This is a genomic window from Actinoplanes sichuanensis (genome assembly GCF_033097365.1).
Lineage (GTDB): Bacteria > Actinomycetota > Actinomycetes > Mycobacteriales > Micromonosporaceae > Actinoplanes > Actinoplanes sichuanensis.
The window spans coordinates 5,288,226-5,309,523 of record NZ_AP028461.1; the positions used below are offsets into that span (position 1 = coordinate 5,288,226).

The window sequence follows — 21,298 nt, forward strand, 5'->3', positions numbered from 1 at the left end:
CCGCGGTGGTCAGGGGATGCGGTCGAACCGGCAGGCCGTGGAACGAGGGGGATGAATCGTTTCACGGCATAAGGACACCATGAGCCTATGTATCGATAAACATCGATGTCAAACTCGGTCTGGCGACGGGCGCCAAGGGCGGATGGTGTCGCTACCGAGGGATGGCCGTCCCGTGCCGGCAACCGGAACAACCGACGGCGCTCAGGCCGGTCCAGGTGTTGAGGTCGGAGCTGGTCGCGGTCCAGAGGCCGCCGTTGGTGTACTTGTCGACGTAGATGCGGTACTGGCCGTTGTCCAGGCGCACCAGCGACGGCCCCTCGTAGCCGGAGCTCCACAGGTTGCCCCGGTTGATCCAGCCGCCGGTGAGCCGGTCGGTGCTGGTCCAGTGCTCGATGTACTTGGTGGTCTCGTTCTTGACGAAGGAGTGCCAGGTGCTGCCGGACTTCACCACGTACGCGTCGATGTGGTTGAAGCCCAGGCCCCACATCTGCTGCGGGCCGCTCCACGAGGTGAGATCACCGTTCTGGGCCGTGTAGACGTACGGCCGGAAGCAGTTGGAGCAGGTGGTCTGCGCGACGTTGGCGATGATGTTGACCGTCGAGCCCTCGATGTAGAACTCCGGCGCCCAGGTGAACTTCGTGCTGCTGATCCCGGACGGCACGGTGGCGATGTTCGTCCAGTTCAGCAGGTCGGTGCTGCGCGCGACGGCGAAGTACGTCGAGTTCGTCGTCCAGGACTGCCAGGTGTAGGCGATGAAGTACGTGCTGCCACGCTTGATGATGCTCGGGTCGCGCAGCACGCCGGTCGGCCCGCGGAAGTTGGTGTCGTACAGAACGTTGTAGCTGGTGCCGCCATTGGTGGACTGGTAGATCCACAACTCCTGGTCGGCCGCCCCGTCACCCTTGAAGGTGGCGTAGATCAGCGTGGTGGCGGCCGCGGCCGGCTGAGGAACGGCCAGGCCACCGAGGACGAAGGCGACGACGCCGGCGAGCGCCATCAGGATGCTTCTGCTTCTCCGGAGGTCCATCACCGCAATATCGGCAGCCGGACCTGGTACGTCCATCAGTCGATCGGCAGCGTTCAATACCGATCGCACTCGAACACCGGCCGGCGGTACCGCTCGACGAGGGCTTCGCCGAGCGCGGCCAGGCGGTGCCGTACACCCGGCGGACCGGTCACCTCGACCCATGCGATCAGGCCGGCGAGTTCACCGGCCAGCATGTCCTCGTCGTGGCCGCGGATCACCACCTCGATCCGGCCGTCCGCGGCGGCGCCACCCACCTCCAGCCGGCCACCGAACGCGATCCGGAGGTTGCCGATCCAGTGCGGCGCACACACCGCCTGGGCCTCCATCGGCGTTCGTCGGCGGTCGACCTCGTCGGCGATCTCGCGCCAACTCGCGGCCAGGTCGAACCCGTCGGGGCGGTGCACGGGCTCGCCGGTCGGTTCAGCGGACGACACCCGGTCGACGCGGAAGGTCCGCCGGCCGGCCTCGGTGCCGCAGACGAGATACCAGGACGGGCCTTTGGCGACGATGCCCAGCGGGTGGACGGTCCGCTCGGTCTCGGCACCCCGGCTGTCGACGTAGCCGAGACGCACCTGCACCCCTTGGATCACAGCGTCCTGGAGTTCGTCGAGGAACCGGGGCGGCCGCTGCCCGACCCGGCTCGATCCCCATCCCCGATCGTCTCTGACCAGAGACGACGCCGCCGCCTCAGCCTGCGCCCGGAAGGGCTTGGGCAGAGCCCGGACGAGCTTGCGCAGCGCCGCCTTCACGGTCGGCGTCGCCGCCGAGGCCGGGCCGGCGACCAGGAACAGCGCGCGGGCCTCGGGTGCGGTCAGACCGGACAGGTCGGTACGGGCGCCGCCCACCAGCCGCCAGCCGCCGCCCCGGCCCTGCAGGGAGTACACCGGCACCCCGGCCATGCCCAGGGCGTCGAGATCACGGCGGGCGGTGCGCTCGGAGATCTCCAACTCCCGGGCGACGTCGGCGGCCGTCACCTGCTCACGTTGCTGCAACAACAGGAGGATGGCCATCAGGCGGTCGGCTCGCATGCCCCGACTCTTCCCGGAAAACAGGTCAGGAGATGACCGGTTTCGGTCGGCAGGATGGCCCGCACGGCACACCGCCGACCGATCAACCGGAAGAGATGACGAGAACGATGTTCGATCCAGCCGATTTTCCCGAACCCACCCTCATCGCCGTCAACGGCGTGGAGCTGGAGGTCTTCGAAGCCGGGCAGCAGAACCGGGGAAAGCCGATCGTGCTCTGTCACGGCTGGCCGGAGCACGCCTTCACCTGGCGCTATCAGATGCCCGCCCTCGCCGCCGCCGGCTATCACGTCATCGTCCCGAACCAGCGGGGCTACGGGAATTCGTCCCGCCCGGCCGAGGTGACCGAGTACGACATCGAGCACCTGACGGGTGACCTGGTCGCGCTCCTCGATCACTTCGGCTACGCGGACGCCACCTTCGTCGGTCACGACTGGGGCGCGATGGTCGTCTGGGGCCTGGCCCAGTTGCATCCGAGCCGTGTCAACGGCGTGATCAACCTGAGCCTGCCCTACATCGAGCGCGGCGAGAGGCCCTGGATCGAGGTGATGGAGCAGTTCCTCGGCGACGACTACTACTTCGTCCACTTCAACCGGCAGCCGGGCGTCGCGGACGCGGTGTTCGACGAGAACACCTCCCGGTTCCTCCGCAACCTGTACCGGAAGAACGAGCCGCACCGGGAGCCTGGGCCGGGCATGGCGTTCATCGAGCTCGCGCGAGCGGAGACACCGCTCGGCGAGCCGGTGATGAGCGACGGCGAACTGGCCGTGCTCGTCGCCGCCTTCGAGTCGACCGGGTTCACCGGCGGCATCAACTGGTACCGGAACCTGGACCGCAACTGGCACCTGCTGGCCGACGTGGACCCGATCATCCACCTCCCCGCGCTCATGATCTACGGCGACCGGGACGCGATCCAGAAGTCGGCCACTCTGGCGGACTACGTCCCGGGGGTGGAGGTGGTCGATCTGGACTGCGGCCACTGGATCCAGCAGGAACTGCCGGAGGAGACCAATCAGGCCATCCTGAAGTGGCTGGACCAGCGCGGATTTGTCAACGCTTGATCGAATGGGTTATCTCCATGCGGTGACCACAGGAGACGGGGAGACCGCAGCGGGCGTCCGGGGCGAGCCGATCGGCCCGGACGACCCGCATCGGATCGGCGGTTATCGGGTCCTGCGGCGGCTGGGCAGCGGCGGCATGGGCACCGTCTACCTGGCCGAGAGCGACCCGGGCCGGCTGGTCGCGGTCAAGGTGGTGCGCCCGGCCCTGGCGTCCGATGAGGCGTTCCGTGACCGGTTCCGCACCGAGGTGCAGCGGGCCCGCCAGGTGCCGCCGTTCTGCACCGCCGAAGTGCTCGACGCCGACCCCGACCACGAGCCGCCCTACCTGGTGATCGAGTACGTGGACGGGCCGAGCCTGGCCGACGTGGTCCGCGACCGCGGGCCGTTGACCCGCGCCAACCTGCACGGTGTCGCGATCGGCGTGGCGACCGCGCTGACCGCCATCCACGCCGCGGGTGTGATCCACCGTGATTTGAAACCGGCCAACGTCCTGCTGCCGCCGGGCACCCCGAAGGTGATCGACTTCGGGATCGCCCGGGCCATGGACGCCGCCACCCAGCACACCCTCGCCGACCAGATGGTCGGCACCGTGGGTTACATGGCGCCGGAACGTTTCCGGAGCGGACCGGGCGAGCCGCTGACCGCCGCCGCCGACATCTTCGCCTGGGGCGCGGTGGTCGCCTACGCCGGCACCGGCCGCAGCCCGTTCGGTGGTGGGACACCGCTGGAGACCGCGACCCGGATCACCACCGGGTCACCCGATCTGACCGGCCTGGACGGCCCGTTGCGTGACCTGGTGGCGGCGGCACTGCAGAAACGGGCCATCGACCGGCCCGACGCCCGGCGGCTGCTCGACCTGCTGCTCAGCGCCGGAGTGGGCGCCGAGTCCGCCATGGCGGCGCAGCCCGCCCTGCGGGAGGCGGTCCAGGAGGTACAGACCACGTTCGCCGGGCGGCCCGCTCCGATCCCCCGGAGACGGCCGTGGCTGCTCGCCGCCGGGCTGACCGGGGTGGTCGCCATGGCCGGGCTCGGGTTGGCGCTGCGGCCGGCGGAGGACACCCCGGCCGCGGTGCCGCCCTCGACGAGCCCCTTCCCGTTCGCGGCGGACGCCGCCGTGGGCGACCCGCTGACCGGGCCTGTGCTCATCCAAGCCAACAGTGACGGCGGCAGCTCCTGCCGGTACGACGGCGAGCTGGTGGTCACGGTGATGCGCGACGGCGTCTACGAGTGCGGCTCGGCCGGGCGGGCGTTCGCCGGCGACCAGCGGATCTCGGTCGATGCCGAGCTGCGTACCGCCGGCGGCTGCGCGTCGATCAAGTTCCTCGGTGCCGATCCCGGCTCGTACGGGGTCAACGTGTGCGCCCACGCCTACATCGTGAGCTGGTACGAAGGCGACAGCGTCGAGGTGCTCGGCACGTTCCTGCTGCCGGAGCGGATCCGGCTGAACGAGTCGCACCGCATCACCGTCGTCGTCCGCGGGAACACCGCCCGGTTCCTGCTCGACGCCGACGAGGTGGCCTCCGTCGAGCTGGCCGAGAGCGTGCCGACCGGCGGTGGGCAGGTGTTCATCGGCGGTCATGGCGACCCGGCCGGCGGTCCCGCGCCCTACCGCGTCGCGCTGCGCAACCTGGAGATCATCGCCTGACCGGACCGGCGCTCGCGCCCTCGACGACCCGGGTCGGCAGGATCAGCCCGGGAGCACCGGTGGGCCCGGTCTCGATCTCGCGGCGGCAGCGTTGCACCAGCTCGTGCGCGATCTCCTCAAGGGGGATGTGCACGCTGGTCAGCACCGGCTCCATGAACATCCCGACCGCACCGCCGTCGAAACCGGTCACCGCGACGTCGGCGCCGACCCGCCGCCCCAGCGCGTGCGCGACGTTGACGACGACCGCGGCCACGGCGTCACTGCCACACACGATGACGTCGGGCACCCGGGTCCGCGTCAGCACGCGCCGGGCGAAGCGCCGGATCCCGGCGTCGTCACCGTGGAACACATCGCGCCCGGCCAGGCGCAGACCGTGCGCGGCCAGCCCGGCCACCGCACCGTCGAGGCGTTCGGTCTTCCAGTACTCACCCCCGTCGGCGCCGGCGTAGGCGAACGACCGGTGCCCCCGCGCCACCAGATGATCGATCAGATCACGCATGCCGGCGGCGTTGTCCACGTCGACCCACTGCTGCGGCAGGTCGGCGGCGAGGCGGCCCATGCACGCGAACGGGATGCCCCGGTCGGCCAGCAGACGCGCCCGGGGGTCGTCGACCGCCGACTCCGACAACACGAAGGCGTCGATGGTGCGCTGCGCGACCAGGTCGGTGAAGGTCCGCAGCGGATCGTCCTGGTGAGTGAAGACGACCACCTGGTAGCGGTCGCGGGCCGCCTGCCGGATCAGGGCGTGCAGGAACTGGGCGAAGAAGCCGTTGACCACCCGCAGATGCTCCCCGGACAGGTGATAGCCGATCTGCATCGAACGCCTGGTACGCAGATTCTGCGCCGCCCGGTTGGGCTGATAGCCGAGCTCGGCGATGGCGGCCAGCACCCGGTCGTAGGTGTCGCTCGACACGTTGGTGCGCCGGTCGTGCAGCACGTTGGACACCGTCTGGCGGGACACCCCGGCGTGGGCGGCGACGTCGATGATGCTCGTCCGCCGGCCGTGCGGCGAGTCGTCCGGCATGAATCCCCCAAGATCTGGTGCGGCCAGCGTACCGGGACGACCTCCGGCCATTCACCGCCTTGACTGGCTTCGCGGCCTGCAAGCACACTCCGTGGAACGTTCAACGTCCCCCCAGTCGGAGAGCAGAAATCCCCATGCGATCTCGCCTACCCGCCATCGCGGCCGTCCTCGTGACCGCCGCCGCCACCCTGGCCGCGTCCCCGTCACCGGCCACCGCGGCCGAAGGCAGCCCGGCCGTACGCCCCCCGCTCGGCTGGAACAGCTGGAACACCTTCGGCTGCGACATCAACGAGGCCAAGATCCGCGCGGCCGCCGACGCCATGGTCTCCTCCGGCATGAAGGCGGCCGGCTACCAGTACGTGGTGGTCGACGACTGCTGGCAGGCCACGACCCGCGACAGCGCCGGCAACCTGCGCGGCGACGCCGTCCGCTTCCCGTCCGGTATGAAGGCCCTGGGTGACTACATCCACGGCAAGGGCCTGAAGTTCGGCATCTACCAGGCGCCCCGCGAGAAGACCTGCGCCCAGTACTTCAACGCGATCGGCGGCTCCACCGGCGCGCTCGGCCACGAGCGGCAGGACGCCACCACCTTCGCCGCGTGGGGCGTCGACTTCCTCAAGTACGACTGGTGCTCACCGTGGGGCACCCTCGACGACCAGGTCACCGGCTTCACCACGATGCGCGACGCACTGCGCGCCACCGGCCGGCCGATCGTCTACTCGATCAACCCGAACAGCGCCCACAGCAACACCGCGCCCTCCTACAACTGGAGCGCGGTCGCCGACATGTGGCGCACCACCGAGGACATCACCGACAGGTGGACCACCGGCTGCACCGCCGACTGCTTCATGGGCGTCACCGAGATCCTCGACGTCCAGGCCCCGCTGTACACCTGGGCCGGCCCGCAGCACTGGAACGATCCCGACATGCTCGAGGTCGGCGTCCGGGGCACCTTCACCCCCACCGAGAACCGGGCCCACTTCGGCATGTGGGCGATCATGGCGGCGCCGCTGATCGCCGGAAACGACATCACCACCATGCCGGCCGACGTCCGGGCCGTGCTGACCGACCCCGACGTGCTCGCGGTCAACCAGGACAGCGCCGGCCGTCAGGCCCGGCGCGTGCGCGACAACGGCGAGACCGAGGTCTGGGCCAAGACCCTCAGCGACGGCTCGGCCGCCGTGGCACTGCTCAACCGCTCCGGCACGACCGCGACGATCTCCGCCACCGCCGCAGACACCGGCATCGCCACCGCGAGCGCCTACCACCTGTTCGACGTCTGGACCAAGTCGGTACGCAACACCACCGGCACGATCAGCGCCACCGTGCCACCGCACGGCGTGGTCATGTACCGGGTGCGAACCGGCTCAGCGACCGCGACCGACACCTTCAGCCTGCGCGGCGCCGGATCCGGCCGCTGCCTCGACGTACTCGGCGGCGCCCCGGTCGACAACGCCCAGGCGGTCATCTGGGACTGCAACGGCGGCGTCACCCAGATCCTCACCACCGACGCCGGGCGGCTGCGTATCGGCGGCAAGTGCCTGGACGCCGAGAAGAGCGGCACCACCGACGGCACCCGGGTCATCCTCTGGACCTGCGGCACCGGCGCCAACCAGCAGTGGACGCTCCAGGCCGACGGCACCGTCCGCGGCGGCCAGTCCGGCAAATGTATCGACGTGAACCAGGCCGCGACCGCCAACAACACCCCACTGATCCTGTGGACCTGTTCCGCCGCCGCCAACCAGCGCTGGACCCGCCTCTGACCGGGCGGGCGCGATCACTGCGCGATGTTCAGCACCTGCCGCGGCTGCCGGTCGGTGAGCGGCCAAGGTCGCCGCGAATCAGTCGGTACGCCGAGCGTGTCCAGCCGATGCAGGATCACCCCTTCCCGTAGCGCCCAGGGACAGATGTTCAGCTCGCTGATCTCCAGGGCCCGCATGGCCGACCCGGCGACCAGCGCGCCCGCCACGAGCTGGTGGGCGCGCCCGGGGCTCACCCCGTCCAGTCCGGCGAGATCGGGCGCGGCCATCCGGCTGATGAAGCCGAACAGCTGGCGCAGCCCGGCGTCGGTCAGGGTACGGCGGACCCGCGGCCCGGCGGCGGACGGCGCGGCACCGGCGAGCCGGGCCAGCGAACGGAACGTCTTCGAGGTGCCGACCGCGAGGTCGTACGGACCGGCGGCGCGGATCTGCCGGGCGATCGGGGCGAGAACCGCGTCCACGTGAGCGGTCAGCGCCTCGATCGCCTGGCGCTCGGGCGGATCACCGGGCAGGCGGGCGCGAGTGAGCCGACCGGCTCCCAGCGGCGCCGACAGAGCCACCTCGGGATCCTCGTCCCGGCCCACCGCGAGTTCGAGCGATCCGCCGCCGATGTCCAGCACCAGCAGGCGTCCGGCGGACCAGCCGTACCATCGGCGGACCGCGAGGAAGGTGTAGCGGGCCTCGTCCGCACCGGACAACACCCGCAGGTCGACGCCGGTCTCGGCCCGCACCCGGGCCAGGACCTCGGCCGAGTTGTCGGCCTCGCGCAGGGCGGACGTCGCGAAGCCGACCAGTTCCACGCATCCGGCGGTGGCCGCGATCGTCTTCGCCCGCGCCACGGCCCGGATCAGGCGGCCGGTGCCGGCCTCGGTGAGCCGTCCGTCCTCGACCTGTTCGGCCAGCCGCAGCTGGGCCTTCTCCGAGCGCATCGGATCGGGGTGGCCGCCGCGATGCGCGTCCACGACGAGGAGGTGCACCGTGTTCGAACCGACATCCAGCACGCCGAGCCGCATACCTCGACGCTAGCTCCGGTACCAGCGGTGATCAGACCACCACCGGGCCGGTTTCATGGAGTGTTCCGGGACTGTTCACCCGGCCGCCTCCAGCGTCAGTTCGAAGACGCTGCCCCGGGGCCGGTTGTCCCGGTGGGCGACGGTTCCGTGGTTGGCTCCGGCGAGACTGGCGACGATGTGCAGGCCGAGCCCGTGGCCCTTGGCGGCGCCGGTGTCGGCGGCCCGCGTGTAGCGGTCGAACAGGGTGGGCCGCAGCGCCGCGGGCACACCCGGCCCCTCGTCGTGGACGGCCACGGTCACCAGCCCGCCGGCCGCCCGCACGGTGATCGCGGTGGCGCCACCGCCGTACTTGGCGGCGTTGGTGATGAAGTTGACGACGATCTGCGTCAGGTGGGCCGGATTCACCAGCACCCACGTTCCGTCCGGGCACTCGACCGGGATGTCGGCCTCGACCGCGTCGACCGCCTCCCGCAGTGCCGGGGCGAGCAGCACCGGCTGCCGGCTGGTGGTCAGCGTGCCCGAATCGAGGCTGCACATGGCCAGCACGTTGTGGCGCAGCTCGTCGATGCGGTGGGCGGACCGGCGGATCCGGGAGACGAGAAAACGCGCCGGTTCCGGCAGCGGGTCGTCCAGCAGCAGCTCGCTGTAGCCGGTGATCGCGGCCAGCGGCGTGCCGATGTCGTGCGAGAGCATGCCCATCAGGTCGAGTTTCAGCAGGTTCGCCTGCTCCAGTTGGCGGTTGCGCTGCTGCAGCTCGCGCTGGGCCGCCCGGCGGGCGCTGATGTCGTGCAGGAACGAGTGGTAGACGGGATTGCCGATGTCGGTGATCTGCACGGTGAACTCGACCGGGATGCAGGTGCCGTACCGGTCGAGCACCGGCATCTCCATCCGGCGCCCGGCCAGCTCCGACTCGCCACCGCCACGGACCCGGGCGACGTCGGCGGCGAAACGTACCCGATCCTCCTCCGGGATGATCAGTTCGACCGCGTCGGCGCCCACCGCCTCGTCCCGGGACCAGCCGAACAGCGCCTCCGCGGCCGGGTTCCAGTCGAGCACGCGACCGTTGGCGTCGGTGGACACGTACGCGTCCGGCGACGCCTCCAGCACCGCGCGCATCAACGTCGCGGCCCGTTCGGCGTCGTCGGCCGCCATGATCAGGGCGATCTCCGAGCCGACGGCCGCGCCCAGGTCCTCCAGGGTCTCCAGGTCGGTGGTGCTCCACGTACGCGGCCGGCTGTCGATGACGCAGAACGCGCCGAGCGTGTGCCCGTCCAGCCGGATCGGCACCCCGGCGTAGGCGACCACCCCGGCGTCGCCGATGGCCGGGTTGTCACGCAACCGCTCGTCGGCGCGGGCGTCGGTGACGATCAGGGGCACGTCGTCGTCGACGACGTACCGGCAGAACGAATGTGTCAGTGCGGTCCGGGCCGCGACGCCGTTCGAATCCGGGAACCCGAAGCGTCCGGCCAGCACCTGCTGCTCGTCGGTGACCAGCGACACCGCCGACATCGGCGTGTCCAGCAGCCGTGCGGTCAACCGGGTCAGCCGGTCCAGCCCGGGTGCGGGCGGCACCTCGAGCAGGCCGGTGGACGCCACTGCGGCCAGCCGGTCCGCCTGCGCGATTCGCCGTTCCCCGTCCAACCCCGGTCCTTCCCGATTCCCGTCTGACTGTTCGGCAGAAACCGGTCCGGACCTGAGCCGGTGGTTTCCGGGCCGCCCTGCGGGGGCATCGATGATCTCGATGAACACCGGGGACCTGATCGACGGCCGGTTCCGGCTGCGGGGCCGGCTCGGCGCCGGCGGCATGTCGGTGGTGTGGCGCGCCCACGACGAGGTCCTCGGCCGCGACGTGGCGGTCAAGGTGCTGGCGCCGGCCCTGGCCCGGGACCCGGCCCGGCTGGCGCACATCCGGGACGAGGCACGGGCGGTCGCCCGGCTGAGGCATCCCAACATCGTCGAGGTGTACGACTACGGCGAGGCCGGGTCTCTGCCGTACCTGGTGATGGAGGTCGTCGAAGGCCGCACCCTGGCCCACCTGCTGACCGCCGGCGCCCTGCCCTGGCCGACCGCCGTGATCATCTGCGCCCAGGTGGCGGCCGCGCTGGCCGCCGCCCACGAGCGCAGCGTCGTGCACCGCGACGTGAAACCGGCGAATGTCGTCGTCTCCCAGGCCCGGGTGAAGCTGCTCGACTTCGGCATCTCCGCGGTGTCCGGCGACGACGACCGCAGCGCGGGCGAACTGCTGGGCACACCGGCCTACCTGGCCCCGGAACGCCTCGAACACGGTGTGGCCCGTCCGGCCACCGACGTGTACGCACTGGGCCTGCTGCTCTACCGGGCCCTCGCCGGACGGCCGCCGTGGCCGGCGTCGACGGCCACCCAGATGCTCCGAGCGCACCGCTATCAGGAGCCGCACGACCTGCCGCCGGTCGCCGGGCTGCCCGCCGAGGTGGCCGAACTGTGCCGCCGCTGCCTGGCCAAGGATCCCGATCAGCGGCCCGGCGCGGCAGCGGCGGCGGCCACGCTGGCAACGGCCGTCGCCCTGGACCCGGCGATCCTCGCGCTGCCCACCGGCACGCCGGATTCTCCGGGCCGCCGTTCCGCGGGCATACCGGCCGGGGTGGCGGGCCGTCCGGCCGGAACCGACCCGGCGATCACGGCGCGACCGTCCCGGCCCGGGCCGACAGTGGACGTCCGGACCTCCGGGCATCGCCGGCTCACCGTTCTCGCCGGGATCGCGGTGCTGGTAGCCGGCTCGGCCGCGGCGATCACTCTGCGCCCGGACTCCCCCGGCCCGGTCGCCCGGGCCGCCGCACCGGCCCCCTCGACACCCGCCCCATCGTCGGTGGTGGCACCCGCACGGCCGGAATGCACCGTCGGTTTCGTCGTGGCGACCGGCGACGGCCACTTCACCACCCGGGTCAACGTGGCCAACACGGGTGACGTGCCGATTCCGGCCGCGCCGCTCACCTTCGTCCTACCGGCCGAACAGCGGCTGTCCGGCGGCACCCCGGGCGTCTGGCGGCAGGACGGCCGCACCGTGACCGCACGGATCACCCGGCTCGCGCCGGGGCACGATCACACCGCCACCGTGCGCGGCACCTATCGAGGCCCGGGCACCACGCCCGGCGGATTCGCACTCGACGGCATCGCCTGCCGGGTCGCGCTGGCGGTGACCAGACCCGAGCCGGCCGCCGCCGATCCGCCCGAGCCGGCGACGGCCGGAAAGACTCCCAAGGCACCCAAAACGCCGAAAACGAAGGCACCGAAGCCGAAGGCCTGACCTGTCGTACGCCTGCGCTACGCGGACCTCGACACCGACGGGTGCGGGTCGTCACTGCGGTCGGCGCGGTCGCCGGCCCGGCGCAGGATCAGGGTTCCGGTCAGCGCGGCGAGCAACTGACCACCGGCGATCACCGTCAGCAGCAGCGCCGGGCCCGTGCCGGACAGCAGACCACCCACCGCGGCTCCGGCCGCGGCCGAGGTGACCTTGATGCCGGCGCCGAGTGTGAAGACCTGGGTACGCACCTCTGGGGGCGACTCCCGGTCACGGACCGAGAAGAGCGCCACCGTGATCGGCCCCATCAGCAGACCGGCCATCGCGATCAGCGGCCACGCGCCGGGCCGGAACGCGGCGGCCAGGAACGGCACCGACAGCACGGCCGTGCAGATCAGCAGAGTGCGCTCGGGTCGGCGGTGGAACGCCCGGATGCGGGTCGTCAGCAGCGAACCGGTCAGGCTGCCGGCCGCGGTCACCGCCATGATCACGCCGGTCAGCGGCGGGTCATGCCGGGTGGTGGCGATGGCCGCGGCCGCCAGGGGCAGCGCCCCGAAACCGAACTGGCTCAGGCCCGTGGTCACGGTGACCGCCCCCAGCCGGGGCCGGTCGGCCATCACCGAGAACGCCGCAAGTGGCTTGGCGGGACGGGCCGGGCGTACCCCGGATGGTCGTGGCGGCAGTGGCAGCGTGAGAAACGCAGCCGCGCCGAGCACGGCGAACCCGGCCAGGGTGATCACCGACCAGGTGGCGCCGGCGAAGCCGGCGACCGTGGCGGCGAGCGCGGGACCGACGATGCCCGCCACCGAATAGGTGGTCGCGTCGAAGCCGAAGGCCCGGGCCGGGTCGCCGGGAACCAGTTCCCGCAGCAGGCTGCTGAGGCCGCCGAAGAGCAGCGGCGCCAGGCAGCCACCGGTGAACAGCAGGATCGCGGCGGCCCACGTGGCCGGGCCGACGAGCAGGGCGGCACCGGTGAGGCTCAGCGCGTGGACGGCGAAGGCGACCAGGTAGAGCGGTTTGCGGCGGCGGGCCCGGTCGGCGGCGGCGCCGGCCAGCGGGGCGGCCGCCACGTGCGGAACCATGAGCGCGGCGACCAGCAGGCCACCGACCGCCGGGCGACCGGTCTGTTCGATGGCGAGCAGTACGAGCGACACCCGGGCGCCTTCGTCGGCGAGGCGGGCCCCGACCGCGGCAGACAGGTATCGAGTCAGGACCGGAAGCACCAGCGCACCTTACCGCAGGGTGCCCGGAGGCGCCCGCGACCGGATTCAGCGGGTCACCGGGCGGATCCACGGGTCGAGGATCAGGTGGTCGAGGCCGATCGTGACGAACCGGTCGTACAGGGCCTCGGTCAACTGGACCATGTTGACCCGCATCCGCCCGTCGTCCGCGTTGGCCGTGTAGATCTCCCACGCCTGTTCGTTCATCAGCTCGCCCACCGCCTCGCCGGTGGTGGCCTGCAGCTGCTCGTCGGCGGCGATGCTGCGCTCGCCGGGCGCCGCGACCACGCAGAGGTTGGCGGTGTAGATGGCGTCCAGCGCCTGCCGGGCCCGGTCCACGTCGCCCTTCACCACCGTGACCACCATGATCCGGGCGCCGTCGAGGTGTGTCACGTACTGCTCGGCGAACTGGTCGGCGTGCGCGTGCAGGTAGTTGCGGAGCGGGTCCTCGACCTCCGGGCTACCCCAGTCGGTCGCCGTGGACCAGCCACCGGCCGGTGCCGGGCACGGTGGCGTCTCCGGCAGCGCGGCGGGCAGCCAGCCCGCCCCGGCCGAACTCGGCGTGTACGGCAGCACCTGAATGTCGGACAGCCCGTCCGGATGCCATCGGCCACGCACCGTGACACCTGTCGCCCCCACGGTCCCCGGCACCTTGATGCCGTACGGGCAGTAATCGCCGCCGACCGGGGCCGGAGCACACAGTTTCCCGTCCTCGACCCGGCCGCTCACCTCGACGAGATCACCGTCCCGCACGATCAGGTCGGCCGGCCCGGTCGGTCCGGTCGGCCGGGTGGGAACGGCCGACCCGGCCGGAACCGACGGCCGGTCGGCAACGGTCGGCGCCGTCACCGGAGTGGGCTCCAGTACCGGCCCGGCTGGTGTCCGCTGGGCGGCGAACACCATGGCTCCCGCGGCGAGGACGGTGGCGGCCGCCGCTCCGGCCGGCACCAGCCGGCTCCACCGCCTCGGTGTCACCCACCGGCCGGCATCGGGTTCGGGCGGTGGCGGCTGGGCCGCCCGCCAGCGCTCACCGGCTGTGGTGAGCAGATCGTCGATCGGGTCGTCAGTCGTCATCCGGTCACCGCCAGGAGAGTTCGGAGCCGCAGCCGGGCGTCCGCGAGGGTGGATTTCACCGTGCCGACCGAGCAGTCCATGACCGCCGCGGTCTCGGCCGTCGACAGGCCGACGAAGTAGTGACAGTCGATGGCGAGCCGCTGCCGGTCGGTGAGCTGCCGCATCGCCCGGCGCACATCCATCCGCGCGTCCCATTCGGCCGCCACACCACCATCCGGCACCTCGGCGGTGGTCCCCCGGAACCGCCGGGCGGCCTTGCGGGCCTGATCCGCGGTGATCGCCAGCAGCCAGGCGGCCGGGGTGCCCCGCGCCGTGTCGTACTGGTGCCGTTTGAGCCAGGCCCGGGCCAGCGCCTCCTGCACCACGTCGTCCCGGTCGGCGTACGGCGCCAGCCGGGCCGCGAGCCGGGCCATGGCGCCGAGATGCGGCCGCACCCAGTCCTCGAACGTCACACTCACACCTCTACTACCCGCGCCGAGCCACCTCGGTTGGGTGCGACCGGCATGTTAATTTGGCCGGCATATACATCGCTGACGACCCGCAATTGTCCGCCCGTGCCCGGCACTTCCTGCACACCCGTTCGCGTCGTGGTCCATGGATCAGCGGAGCCGGGTTCGGGTCCGAGCAGGTAGCCCGGTTCCAGGAGCGTTACGGCGGTCTGACCTATCCGGTTCTGGGCGGCAACGACATGGAGTACGGGGTGGACGGCGACCCCTCGTTCCACGACACCCCGCTGGGCCCGGCCTTCCTCGGGATCCTGGACGGCGACTGGACGTGGAGTCTGAGCGTGCTCACCGACGGCAGCACCGCCATGGGCCCGGGAAGCTGGCCGTACCGTGTCATCGATCGATCAGTGGAACAGCGGATCGAAAGGCACGCCCTGGTGGTCGAGGTGCGCGGCCGGCCGCACCGGACCTTCGAGTGCCGCACGCCGCCCGGTGTTCAGCCGATCGTCGAGGACAGCATGCTGCCACCGGCGGCGCCGGAAGCGAGTGGACCGGCGGAGCTGTGGTGGAGCGGCGACGACGTCGCGGTCCAGGCCACCCTGAGCGCCTGGCCGCCGGGTGGGGACAGCTGGACGATCCGCTACTTCGCCCGGCATCCGATGCGGGTGACCGCCGCGAATGACACCGTTCGCGCGGCGGTCTTCCACGAGACGGTCCCCGCGGTCTGGTGCAGTCTGTGCAGCCGAGACGTCGCACCCGGCGCGACCTGCATGCGGTGATCTGGATCGGAGCCGCGCCCGGGGCTCGCCAGACATTGACGAATATCTAAGTGACCCTTAGCGTTCAGGCACGCACACCGAGGCGCGTGCCGACCCCCGCGCGCGCTGAACACTCCGCGCGAAAGGGCCCACCCATGCTCCGAGGAGTACGTCGCATCACGCTCGCCGCCACCGCGGTCCTCCTACTGGCCCTGGCCGGACCGCCGGTCGCGGCGCACGACCCGGACACCCCCGAGGGCCGCGCCGAACAGGCCGAGATGCTGAGGATCTACGAACCCGCCTGGCGCAGCGGCACCCCGCTCGTCGCCGCCGCACCGGTGACCTGTGTGAACGGCAAGGCCGGGACGTACCCCTGCAAGAACGTCGACCTGCTCAGCTTCCTGCCGCAGTCGTCGCTGGGCGGCGGCGGATCGTCGAGCATGTGGTACTGGACCGACACCCGCGACAGCAACGAGTACATCCTGTACTGCCGGTCCAACGGCGTCTCGTTCGTCAACGTGACCGACCCGTCGAACCCGCGCTACCTGGGCAACCTGCCGTCCTCGAACGGGGTCAGCTCGTCCTGGTGCGACGTCCGGACGTACAAGAACTACGCCTACATCGGCAAGGACTCGGTGTCGCACGGCATCCAGATCTTCAACCTGAACAAGCTGCAGGGCGTGACCACCACGCAGACGTTCACCGCCGACGCGCGGTTCACCGGGCTGACCAACAGCCACACCCTGCAGATCAACCAGGCCACCGGCTTCCTGTACGTGTCCGGCGCCAACACCTGCAGCAAGGGCCTGACGATCTACGACATCAAGACGCCGCTCACCCTGACGCAGGCCGCCTGCTACAGCCGTGAGGTCTACTCGCACGAGTCGATCGTGGTCAACTACGCCGGACCGGACACCCGCTACACCGGCCGGGAGATCGCGTTCAACTACACCGGCCAGGGCAAACGCTTCCAGATCCTGGACGTGACGAACAAGTCGAACATCGTCGTGCTGTCCAGCGTCACCCACCCCGGCGCGAGCTTCATCCATCAGGGGTTCCCGACCAGCGACTTCAAGCACATGATCGTCAACGACGAGACGATCAGCACCGCCTCGGGCAGCCCGGACTTCGTCTACAACATCGAGAAACTCGACGCCGCCCGCTATGTGGGCCGGGACAACGGCACCCGCGGCACGTTCGTCAACCACAACGGCTACACCGTCGGCAACCGGCACTTCCAGGCCGCCTACCGCGGTGGCCTGCGGATCCTCGACACCACAAACGTCGCGTCGGCGACGCTGCCCGAGGTCGGTTACTTCGACGTCGACCCGTCGTCTAACGCCAGCGGCTACAGCGGCAGCTGGATGGCGCTGCCGTACCTCAAGAACGGGGTCGTCGCCGTTCAGAGCATCGGCGTCGGGCTGTTCCTGGTCCGGCCCACCGGCGCGGCGGCAGTGAGCTGACCGGCCAGAACGCGCGTCACCGCCGCCTCACCGCGGCGGTGACGCTGGCCGGCTTCGTCGGGGCCGCCTACCTGTTCCTGGACAGTCGCGCCCCCTCGGCCGCCCCGGCGCCGGCGCCGTCTCCCGTCGCGTACCACAGCGACGGCCTCTCCGACGCCTACGACGGTTTCCGCGCCGAGGCCCTCTCGCTGCCCACCGGCCGCGGTCCGGCGACGGTGTCACTGCGGATCACCGGCCCCGGCGGTCCGGTCACCGACTTCCAGAAGATCCACACCAAACCCGTGCACATGTACGTGCTACGCGACGACCTGTCCGGCTATCAGCATCTGCACCCGGACGTGGCCGACGGAACGTGGACCGCCCCGGTGACGATCACCGACGGCGGCGCCTACCGGGTGTACCTGGAGTTCGTGCCGCACGGCCGGACCGGCGGCCCGGACGGTCCCGAGCCCACCGTGCTGGGCGTGCCGTTCGTGATCGCGGGCGACACCAGCATGGCCCCGGTGCCGGCCCCGGAAGCGGAGGCGCGCTCCGGCCCGTACACGGTGCGCCGCCTCGACGGCACCGCCGACCTGACCTCGGGCACCCCGACGGCGCTGCGGTTCCAGGTGCTGCGCGACGGACACCCGGCGACCCTGGAGCCGTACCTCGGTGCCTACGCGCACCTGTCCAACTTCGAGGTGCGCACCCAGGGCCTCAAGCACCTGCACCCGATCGCCACCAGCGCCGACGGGTCCGCCCCGGCCGACGGTGTGCTGGCCTTCCACGCCGCCTTCGCCGAGCGCGGCGACAAGCGGATGTTCCTTCAGTTCCAGGCGGGTGGCCAGGTGCGTCAGGTGGAGTTCACGATCTTCACGACCTGACCCCGATCTTCTGATATGACCATAAAGATATATAAGATCGTCTCTATACCCGCGCCATAATTCATCTACACATTGCCATGTGTAGATGTCTGGTTCGGGAGGAACCGCGTGAAGAAAACCCTCGCGCTGGCCGGTGTCACCGCGCTGGTCGGCAGCGCCCTCGTGGCCACCGCCGCGAGCACCTCGGCAGCACCGCCGCAGCCCAAGCCCCCCACCGAAGCCCAGGCCGTCACTCGTTCCGACGGCCTGGTCACCGCCCGCCCCGCAGCGATCGCCGGGGCGAGCGGTGAGTCGTACACCGCCTACCGCGCCAAAGTCGACGCCGACGGCGACGCCCATGTCCGCTACACCCGCACCTACCAGGGCCTCCGGGTGTACGGCGGCGACTTCGTCGTGCACACCGACGCCACCGGAAAACTCACCGGCACCTCGGTGGGCCTCGCCGCACCCCTGACACTGGCGACCACCCCGAAGGTCTCCAGCGCCAAGGCGTCGGCGGCGGCGAAGTCCCGCTTCGAGGGCACCCTGACCGCCATCGACCAGCCGGAACTGTTCGTCGACGCGAGCACCGGCCGCGGCCGGCTCGCCTGGGAGACGATCGTCCGCGGCTGGGCGCCCGACAAGCAGACCCCCTCCCGTCTGCACGTCATCACCGACGCACTGACCGGCACGCACATCGGCGAGTACAACGAGATCGAGTCGATCGCGGGCACCGGCACCGGCATCTACTCCGGCGCGGTCGCCGTCGAGACCACACTGTCCGGCTCCACGTACAGCCTGATCGACCCACTCCGCGGCAACGGCCGCACCTGCGACATGAACAACGGCACCAGCACCTGCACCAACTTCACCGACGACGACAACGTGTGGGGCACCGGCGCCAACACCAACCGGCAGTCGGCGGCCGTCGACGCGCACTTCGGCGCCGCGGTCACGTACGACTACTTCAAGAACGTGCACGGCCGCAACGGCATCTTCGGCGACGGGCGCGGCGTCCCGTCCCGGGTGCACTACGGCAACGCGTACGTCAACGCCTTCTGGGACGGCGCCCAGATGACCTACGGTGACGGCTCCGGAAACGCCAAGCCGCTGGTGTCCCTCGATGTGGCGGGCCACGAGATGTCACACGGCGTCACCGAGAACGTGGTGTCCGGCGGCCTCACCTACTCCGGTGAATCGGGCGGCCTCAACGAGGCCACGAGCGACATCTTCGGTACGGCCGTCGAGTTCTACGCGAACACCACGTCGGACCCGGGTGACTACGACATCGGCGAGAAGATCGACATCCGGGGTACCGGCGCGCCGCTGCGCTACATGTACAACCCGACGCTCGACGGCTCGTCGCACGGCTGCTGGTCGACCAGCACGAACAGCGTCGACGTGCACTACTCGTCCGGCCCGGGCAACCACTTCTTCTTCAACCTGGCCGAGGGCACCGGCGCCACCGCGTACGGCACCTCGCCGGTCTGCGGCAACGCCGCCCCGGTCACCGGCATCGGCCGGGAGAAGGCGGAGAAGATCTGGTTCCGGGCGCTGGACGTGTACTTCACCTCCAACACCCGCTACGTCAACACCACCACCCCGGCGAACACCTCCCGCGCCTACACCCTGTCCGCCGCCACCGACCTGTACGGCCTGTGCTCGACCGAGTACAAGGCCGTCCAGTCCGCGTGGACCGCGGTCAACGTGGCCGGCAACGACCTGGAATGCCCGGTCACCAACGACTTCTCGGTCGCCGTCGACCCGACGACCCTGACCCTGGACCCGGGCACGTCGGCCACCGTCACGGTGACCACGGCCAGCGTCAACGGCGAGGCCCAGAGCATCGACCTGACCGCGTCCGGCGTGCCGGCCGGGGTGACCGCCACGTTCAGCGAGCCGTCGGTGACCGCCGGCGGGACGTCGACGCTGACGCTCACCGCCTCCGCGGACGCCGACAGCGGCCAGTACACCGTGGTGGTCACCGGCACGTCGCCGGCGACGATCCGCCGGGCCGAGGTCCGCCTCACCGTCAACGGCCTGCCCGGCTGCTCCGGCAGCAACGCCACCGACGTGGCGATCCCGGACAACACCACCGTCGAGTCGACCGTGGTGATCAACGGCTGCGCCGGGAACGCGTCGGCGAGCAGCACGGTCGAGGTGCACATCGTCCACACGTACGTCGGTGACCTGGCAGTGTCGCTGGTCGCCCCGGACGGCACGGTCTACTCGCTGCGCGCCCGCAGCGGCGGCAGCGCCGACAACATCGACGCCACCTACACGGTCAACCTCTCCACCGAGGTGGCCGACGGCCCCTGGAAGCTGCGCGTCCAGGACGCCGCCAACCTCGACACCGGTTACATCAACAGCTGGACCCTGAACCTCTGATCGACCGGCGGTGGGTCCACGGGCACGTGTGCCCGTGGACCCACCGTCATCCGGCCATCTCCGGCAGCGGCCGGTCGGTGCGGGCCACGTGACCGATCCGGGCCGTCACCCTCCGCAGAACACCGAGACTGCCGACCCGCACGGCCAGCCGCAGCGCCCGTACCCCGAGGGCAGAGTCCGGGTAGAACAGACCCGGGGTACCGGGCGGCAACTTCTGGGCGTCGTCGATCAGCGGGCGCATCCATTGCTCGTAACGGGTCAGGGCGACGTCCGGCTGGGCTTGGGTGAGGCTCGCGGCCAGGACGTAGCCGCCGACCATGGCCAGCGAGGTGCCCCCGCCACCGAGCGGGGTGACGCACCAGGCCGCGTCGCCGGTGACACAGACCCGACCGGCCGACCAGGACGGCATGCCGATCTGGGTGAGACGGTCCAGGTAGACGTCATCGGAGGCGGCGAACCCGGCGACGACCCGGTCGGCCTGCCAGCCGGCGCCGCGGAAGACGTCACGCAGCGCGGCGCGGGCCTCGTCGAGCGGCAGCGCGGCCAGGTCCCGGTCACCGCCGGTGAACGCCAGCGTGGCCCGCGTGGTGCCGGTACGGTCCGGGCGCAGGGTGATCTGCCGTCCGCCCGCGGCCGAGTACCAACGCCACCAGCGGTCGTCGTCGCCGGTACGGGGAATCGTCCCGTAGGCCATCGTGACGCCGAGTTCGCGGCGGCCGACGGCGGAGCCGAAGACCAGGTCGCGGGTGCGTGAGCGGACCCCTTCCGCGATGACCAGCAGGTCGTGGCGCTCGGTGGTGCCCGATGCCGACGTCACGTCGACGTGGGAGCCCTCGTCGCGTACCCCCACGATCTGATCGTCGTAACGCACCGTGACGTTGCCGGGAAGCGCGTCCAGGATGACGCGGGCCAGGTCTCCGCGCAGGATCTCCAACTCGGCGGTGGGCCCGTCGGGGTCCTCGACCGGGAACCGGGCGATCACCCGCCCGGCGCCGTCGAGGACCGCGGTGCCCTCCTCGGTGGTGCCGCGGCTGCGGACGGCCTCCTCGAGCCCCATCCGGCTCAGCACGTCGCGGGCCGCGCCCCGGATGTCGATGTTCTGCCCGCCGTCGCGGAACGTGCCGAAGCGCTCCAGGACGGTGACGTCCCAGCCCGCCCGGCCGAGCCAGAAGGCGGTGCTCAGCCCGGCGATGCCGGCTCCGGAGACCAGCGCACGTGGTGAAGTCATGCCGATAGTTTTACCGTCAAACCATTTCACCGTCAAACCATTTGATG

16 protein-coding genes and 1 pseudogene are annotated in these 21,298 nt (G+C 71.0%); 8 read left to right on the forward strand and 9 right to left on the reverse strand.

Annotated features, from left to right (window positions below; genetic code table 11):
* Positions 1-151: 151 nt before the first annotated feature.
* Positions 152-1,027, reverse strand: a complete 876-nt coding sequence (locus Q0Z83_RS24340; RefSeq protein ID WP_317796292.1) for a glycoside hydrolase family protein — start codon at positions 1,025-1,027, stop codon at positions 152-154.
* 53 nt (positions 1,028-1,080) lie between these two features.
* Positions 1,081-2,055 (reverse strand): helix-turn-helix transcriptional regulator, encoded by a 975-nt coding sequence (locus Q0Z83_RS24345; protein ID WP_317796293.1) that lies wholly within the window; start codon positions 2,053-2,055, stop codon positions 1,081-1,083.
* A 107-nt stretch (positions 2,056-2,162) separates the two neighbouring features.
* Between Q0Z83_RS24345 and Q0Z83_RS24350 the strand changes: the two genes are divergently transcribed.
* Both Q0Z83_RS24350 and Q0Z83_RS24355 read left to right on the forward strand, forming a co-directional pair.
* A complete protein-coding gene (locus tag Q0Z83_RS24350) occupies positions 2,163-3,113 on the forward strand; it encodes an alpha/beta fold hydrolase (protein ID WP_317796294.1) in 951 nt (316 codons plus the stop codon).
* Between the two features lie 22 nt (positions 3,114-3,135).
* Positions 3,136-4,758: a serine/threonine-protein kinase gene (locus tag Q0Z83_RS24355; protein ID WP_317796295.1), complete on the forward strand. Its 1,623-nt coding sequence runs from the start codon at positions 3,136-3,138 to the stop codon at positions 4,756-4,758.
* Here the strand turns inward: Q0Z83_RS24355 and Q0Z83_RS24360 are convergent.
* Complete coding sequence (locus Q0Z83_RS24360) at positions 4,748-5,782, reverse strand: LacI family DNA-binding transcriptional regulator (protein ID WP_317796296.1); 1,035 nt, start codon at positions 5,780-5,782, stop codon at positions 4,748-4,750. The two genes, Q0Z83_RS24355 and Q0Z83_RS24360, sit on opposite strands and share 11 nt — an antisense overlap.
* Positions 5,783-5,916: 134 nt before the next feature.
* Here Q0Z83_RS24360 and Q0Z83_RS24365 point away from each other — a divergent pair, with 134 nt between their 5' ends.
* Complete coding sequence (locus Q0Z83_RS24365; protein ID WP_317796297.1) at positions 5,917-7,545, forward strand: glycoside hydrolase family 27 protein; 1,629 nt, start codon at positions 5,917-5,919, stop codon at positions 7,543-7,545.
* A 92-nt stretch (positions 7,546-7,637) separates the two neighbouring features.
* On the opposite strand, the pseudogene Q0Z83_RS24370 reads toward Q0Z83_RS24365, so the two are convergent.
* Together Q0Z83_RS24370 and Q0Z83_RS24375 are read right to left on the reverse strand one after the other, a co-directional pair.
* Positions 7,638-8,555: pseudogene (locus Q0Z83_RS24370) on the reverse strand (Ppx/GppA phosphatase family protein); the annotation flags it as partial.
* A gap of 75 nt (positions 8,556-8,630) precedes the next feature.
* A complete protein-coding gene (locus Q0Z83_RS24375; protein ID WP_317796299.1) occupies positions 8,631-10,196 on the reverse strand; it encodes a sensor histidine kinase in 1,566 nt (521 codons plus the stop codon).
* Between the two features lie 100 nt (positions 10,197-10,296).
* On the opposite strand from Q0Z83_RS24375, the gene Q0Z83_RS24380 reads away from it, so the two are divergent.
* On the forward strand, positions 10,297-11,838 hold the full coding sequence (locus Q0Z83_RS24380) for a serine/threonine-protein kinase (RefSeq protein ID WP_317796300.1): 1,542 nt from the start codon (positions 10,297-10,299) through the stop codon (positions 11,836-11,838).
* A gap of 17 nt (positions 11,839-11,855) precedes the next feature.
* Here the strand turns inward: Q0Z83_RS24380 and Q0Z83_RS24385 are convergent, their stop codons facing one another.
* From Q0Z83_RS24385 to Q0Z83_RS24395, 3 genes are read right to left on the reverse strand one after another with little or no spacing between them, the layout of a single operon-like run.
* Positions 11,856-13,055, reverse strand: a complete 1,200-nt coding sequence (locus Q0Z83_RS24385) for an MFS transporter (RefSeq protein ID WP_317796301.1) — start codon at positions 13,053-13,055, stop codon at positions 11,856-11,858.
* A gap of 45 nt (positions 13,056-13,100) precedes the next feature.
* A complete protein-coding gene (locus Q0Z83_RS24390) occupies positions 13,101-14,126 on the reverse strand; it encodes a hypothetical protein (protein WP_317796302.1) in 1,026 nt (341 codons plus the stop codon).
* Positions 14,123-14,578 (reverse strand): RNA polymerase sigma factor, encoded by a 456-nt coding sequence (locus Q0Z83_RS24395; protein WP_317796303.1) that lies wholly within the window; start codon positions 14,576-14,578, stop codon positions 14,123-14,125. The genes Q0Z83_RS24390 and Q0Z83_RS24395 overlap by 4 nt, the downstream gene beginning before the upstream one ends.
* Positions 14,579-14,670: 92 nt before the next feature.
* Here Q0Z83_RS24395 and Q0Z83_RS24400 point away from each other — a divergent pair, with 92 nt between their 5' ends.
* The 4 genes from Q0Z83_RS24400 (at position 14,671) to Q0Z83_RS24415 (ending at position 20,023) form a co-directional block, all read left to right on the forward strand.
* A complete protein-coding gene (locus Q0Z83_RS24400) occupies positions 14,671-15,351 on the forward strand; it encodes a hypothetical protein (protein ID WP_317796304.1) in 681 nt (226 codons plus the stop codon).
* A gap of 134 nt (positions 15,352-15,485) precedes the next feature.
* A complete protein-coding gene (locus Q0Z83_RS24405) occupies positions 15,486-16,793 on the forward strand; it encodes a choice-of-anchor B family protein (protein ID WP_317796305.1) in 1,308 nt (435 codons plus the stop codon).
* Between the two features lie 38 nt (positions 16,794-16,831).
* Positions 16,832-17,656 (forward strand): hypothetical protein, encoded by an 825-nt coding sequence (locus tag Q0Z83_RS24410; RefSeq protein WP_317796306.1) that lies wholly within the window; start codon positions 16,832-16,834, stop codon positions 17,654-17,656.
* Between the two features lie 108 nt (positions 17,657-17,764).
* Positions 17,765-20,023, forward strand: coding sequence for a M4 family metallopeptidase (locus Q0Z83_RS24415; protein WP_317796307.1), 2,259 nt, complete (start codon positions 17,765-17,767; stop codon positions 20,021-20,023).
* A gap of 46 nt (positions 20,024-20,069) precedes the next feature.
* Here the strand turns inward: Q0Z83_RS24415 and Q0Z83_RS24420 are convergent, their stop codons facing one another.
* Positions 20,070-21,251 (reverse strand): FAD-dependent monooxygenase, encoded by a 1,182-nt coding sequence (locus Q0Z83_RS24420; protein ID WP_317796308.1) that lies wholly within the window; start codon positions 21,249-21,251, stop codon positions 20,070-20,072.
* Positions 21,252-21,298: the final 47 nt, after the last annotated feature.

What these genes read in the sequence shown, in the direction of transcription:
- Q0Z83_RS24345 (WP_317796293.1), bottom strand. Translation starts at nt 2,055, where the DNA reads ATGCGAGCCGACCGCCTGATGGCCATCCTCCTGTTGTTGCAGCAACGT.
- Q0Z83_RS24390 (WP_317796302.1), bottom strand. Translation starts at nt 14,126, where the DNA reads ATGACGACTGACGACCCGATCGACGATCTGCTCACCACAGCCGGTGAG.
- Q0Z83_RS24405 (WP_317796305.1), top strand. Translation starts at nt 15,486, where the DNA reads ATGCTCCGAGGAGTACGTCGCATCACGCTCGCCGCCACCGCGGTCCTC.
- Q0Z83_RS24360 (WP_317796296.1), bottom strand. Translation starts at nt 5,782, where the DNA reads ATGCCGGACGACTCGCCGCACGGCCGGCGGACGAGCATCATCGACGTC.
- Q0Z83_RS24380 (WP_317796300.1), top strand. Translation starts at nt 10,297, where the DNA reads ATGAACACCGGGGACCTGATCGACGGCCGGTTCCGGCTGCGGGGCCGG.
- Q0Z83_RS24365 (WP_317796297.1), top strand. Translation starts at nt 5,917, where the DNA reads ATGCGATCTCGCCTACCCGCCATCGCGGCCGTCCTCGTGACCGCCGCC.
- Q0Z83_RS24420 (WP_317796308.1), bottom strand. Translation starts at nt 21,251, where the DNA reads ATGACTTCACCACGTGCGCTGGTCTCCGGAGCCGGCATCGCCGGGCTG.
- Q0Z83_RS24340 (WP_317796292.1), bottom strand. Translation starts at nt 1,027, where the DNA reads ATGGACCTCCGGAGAAGCAGAAGCATCCTGATGGCGCTCGCCGGCGTC.
- Q0Z83_RS24350 (WP_317796294.1), top strand. Translation starts at nt 2,163, where the DNA reads ATGTTCGATCCAGCCGATTTTCCCGAACCCACCCTCATCGCCGTCAAC.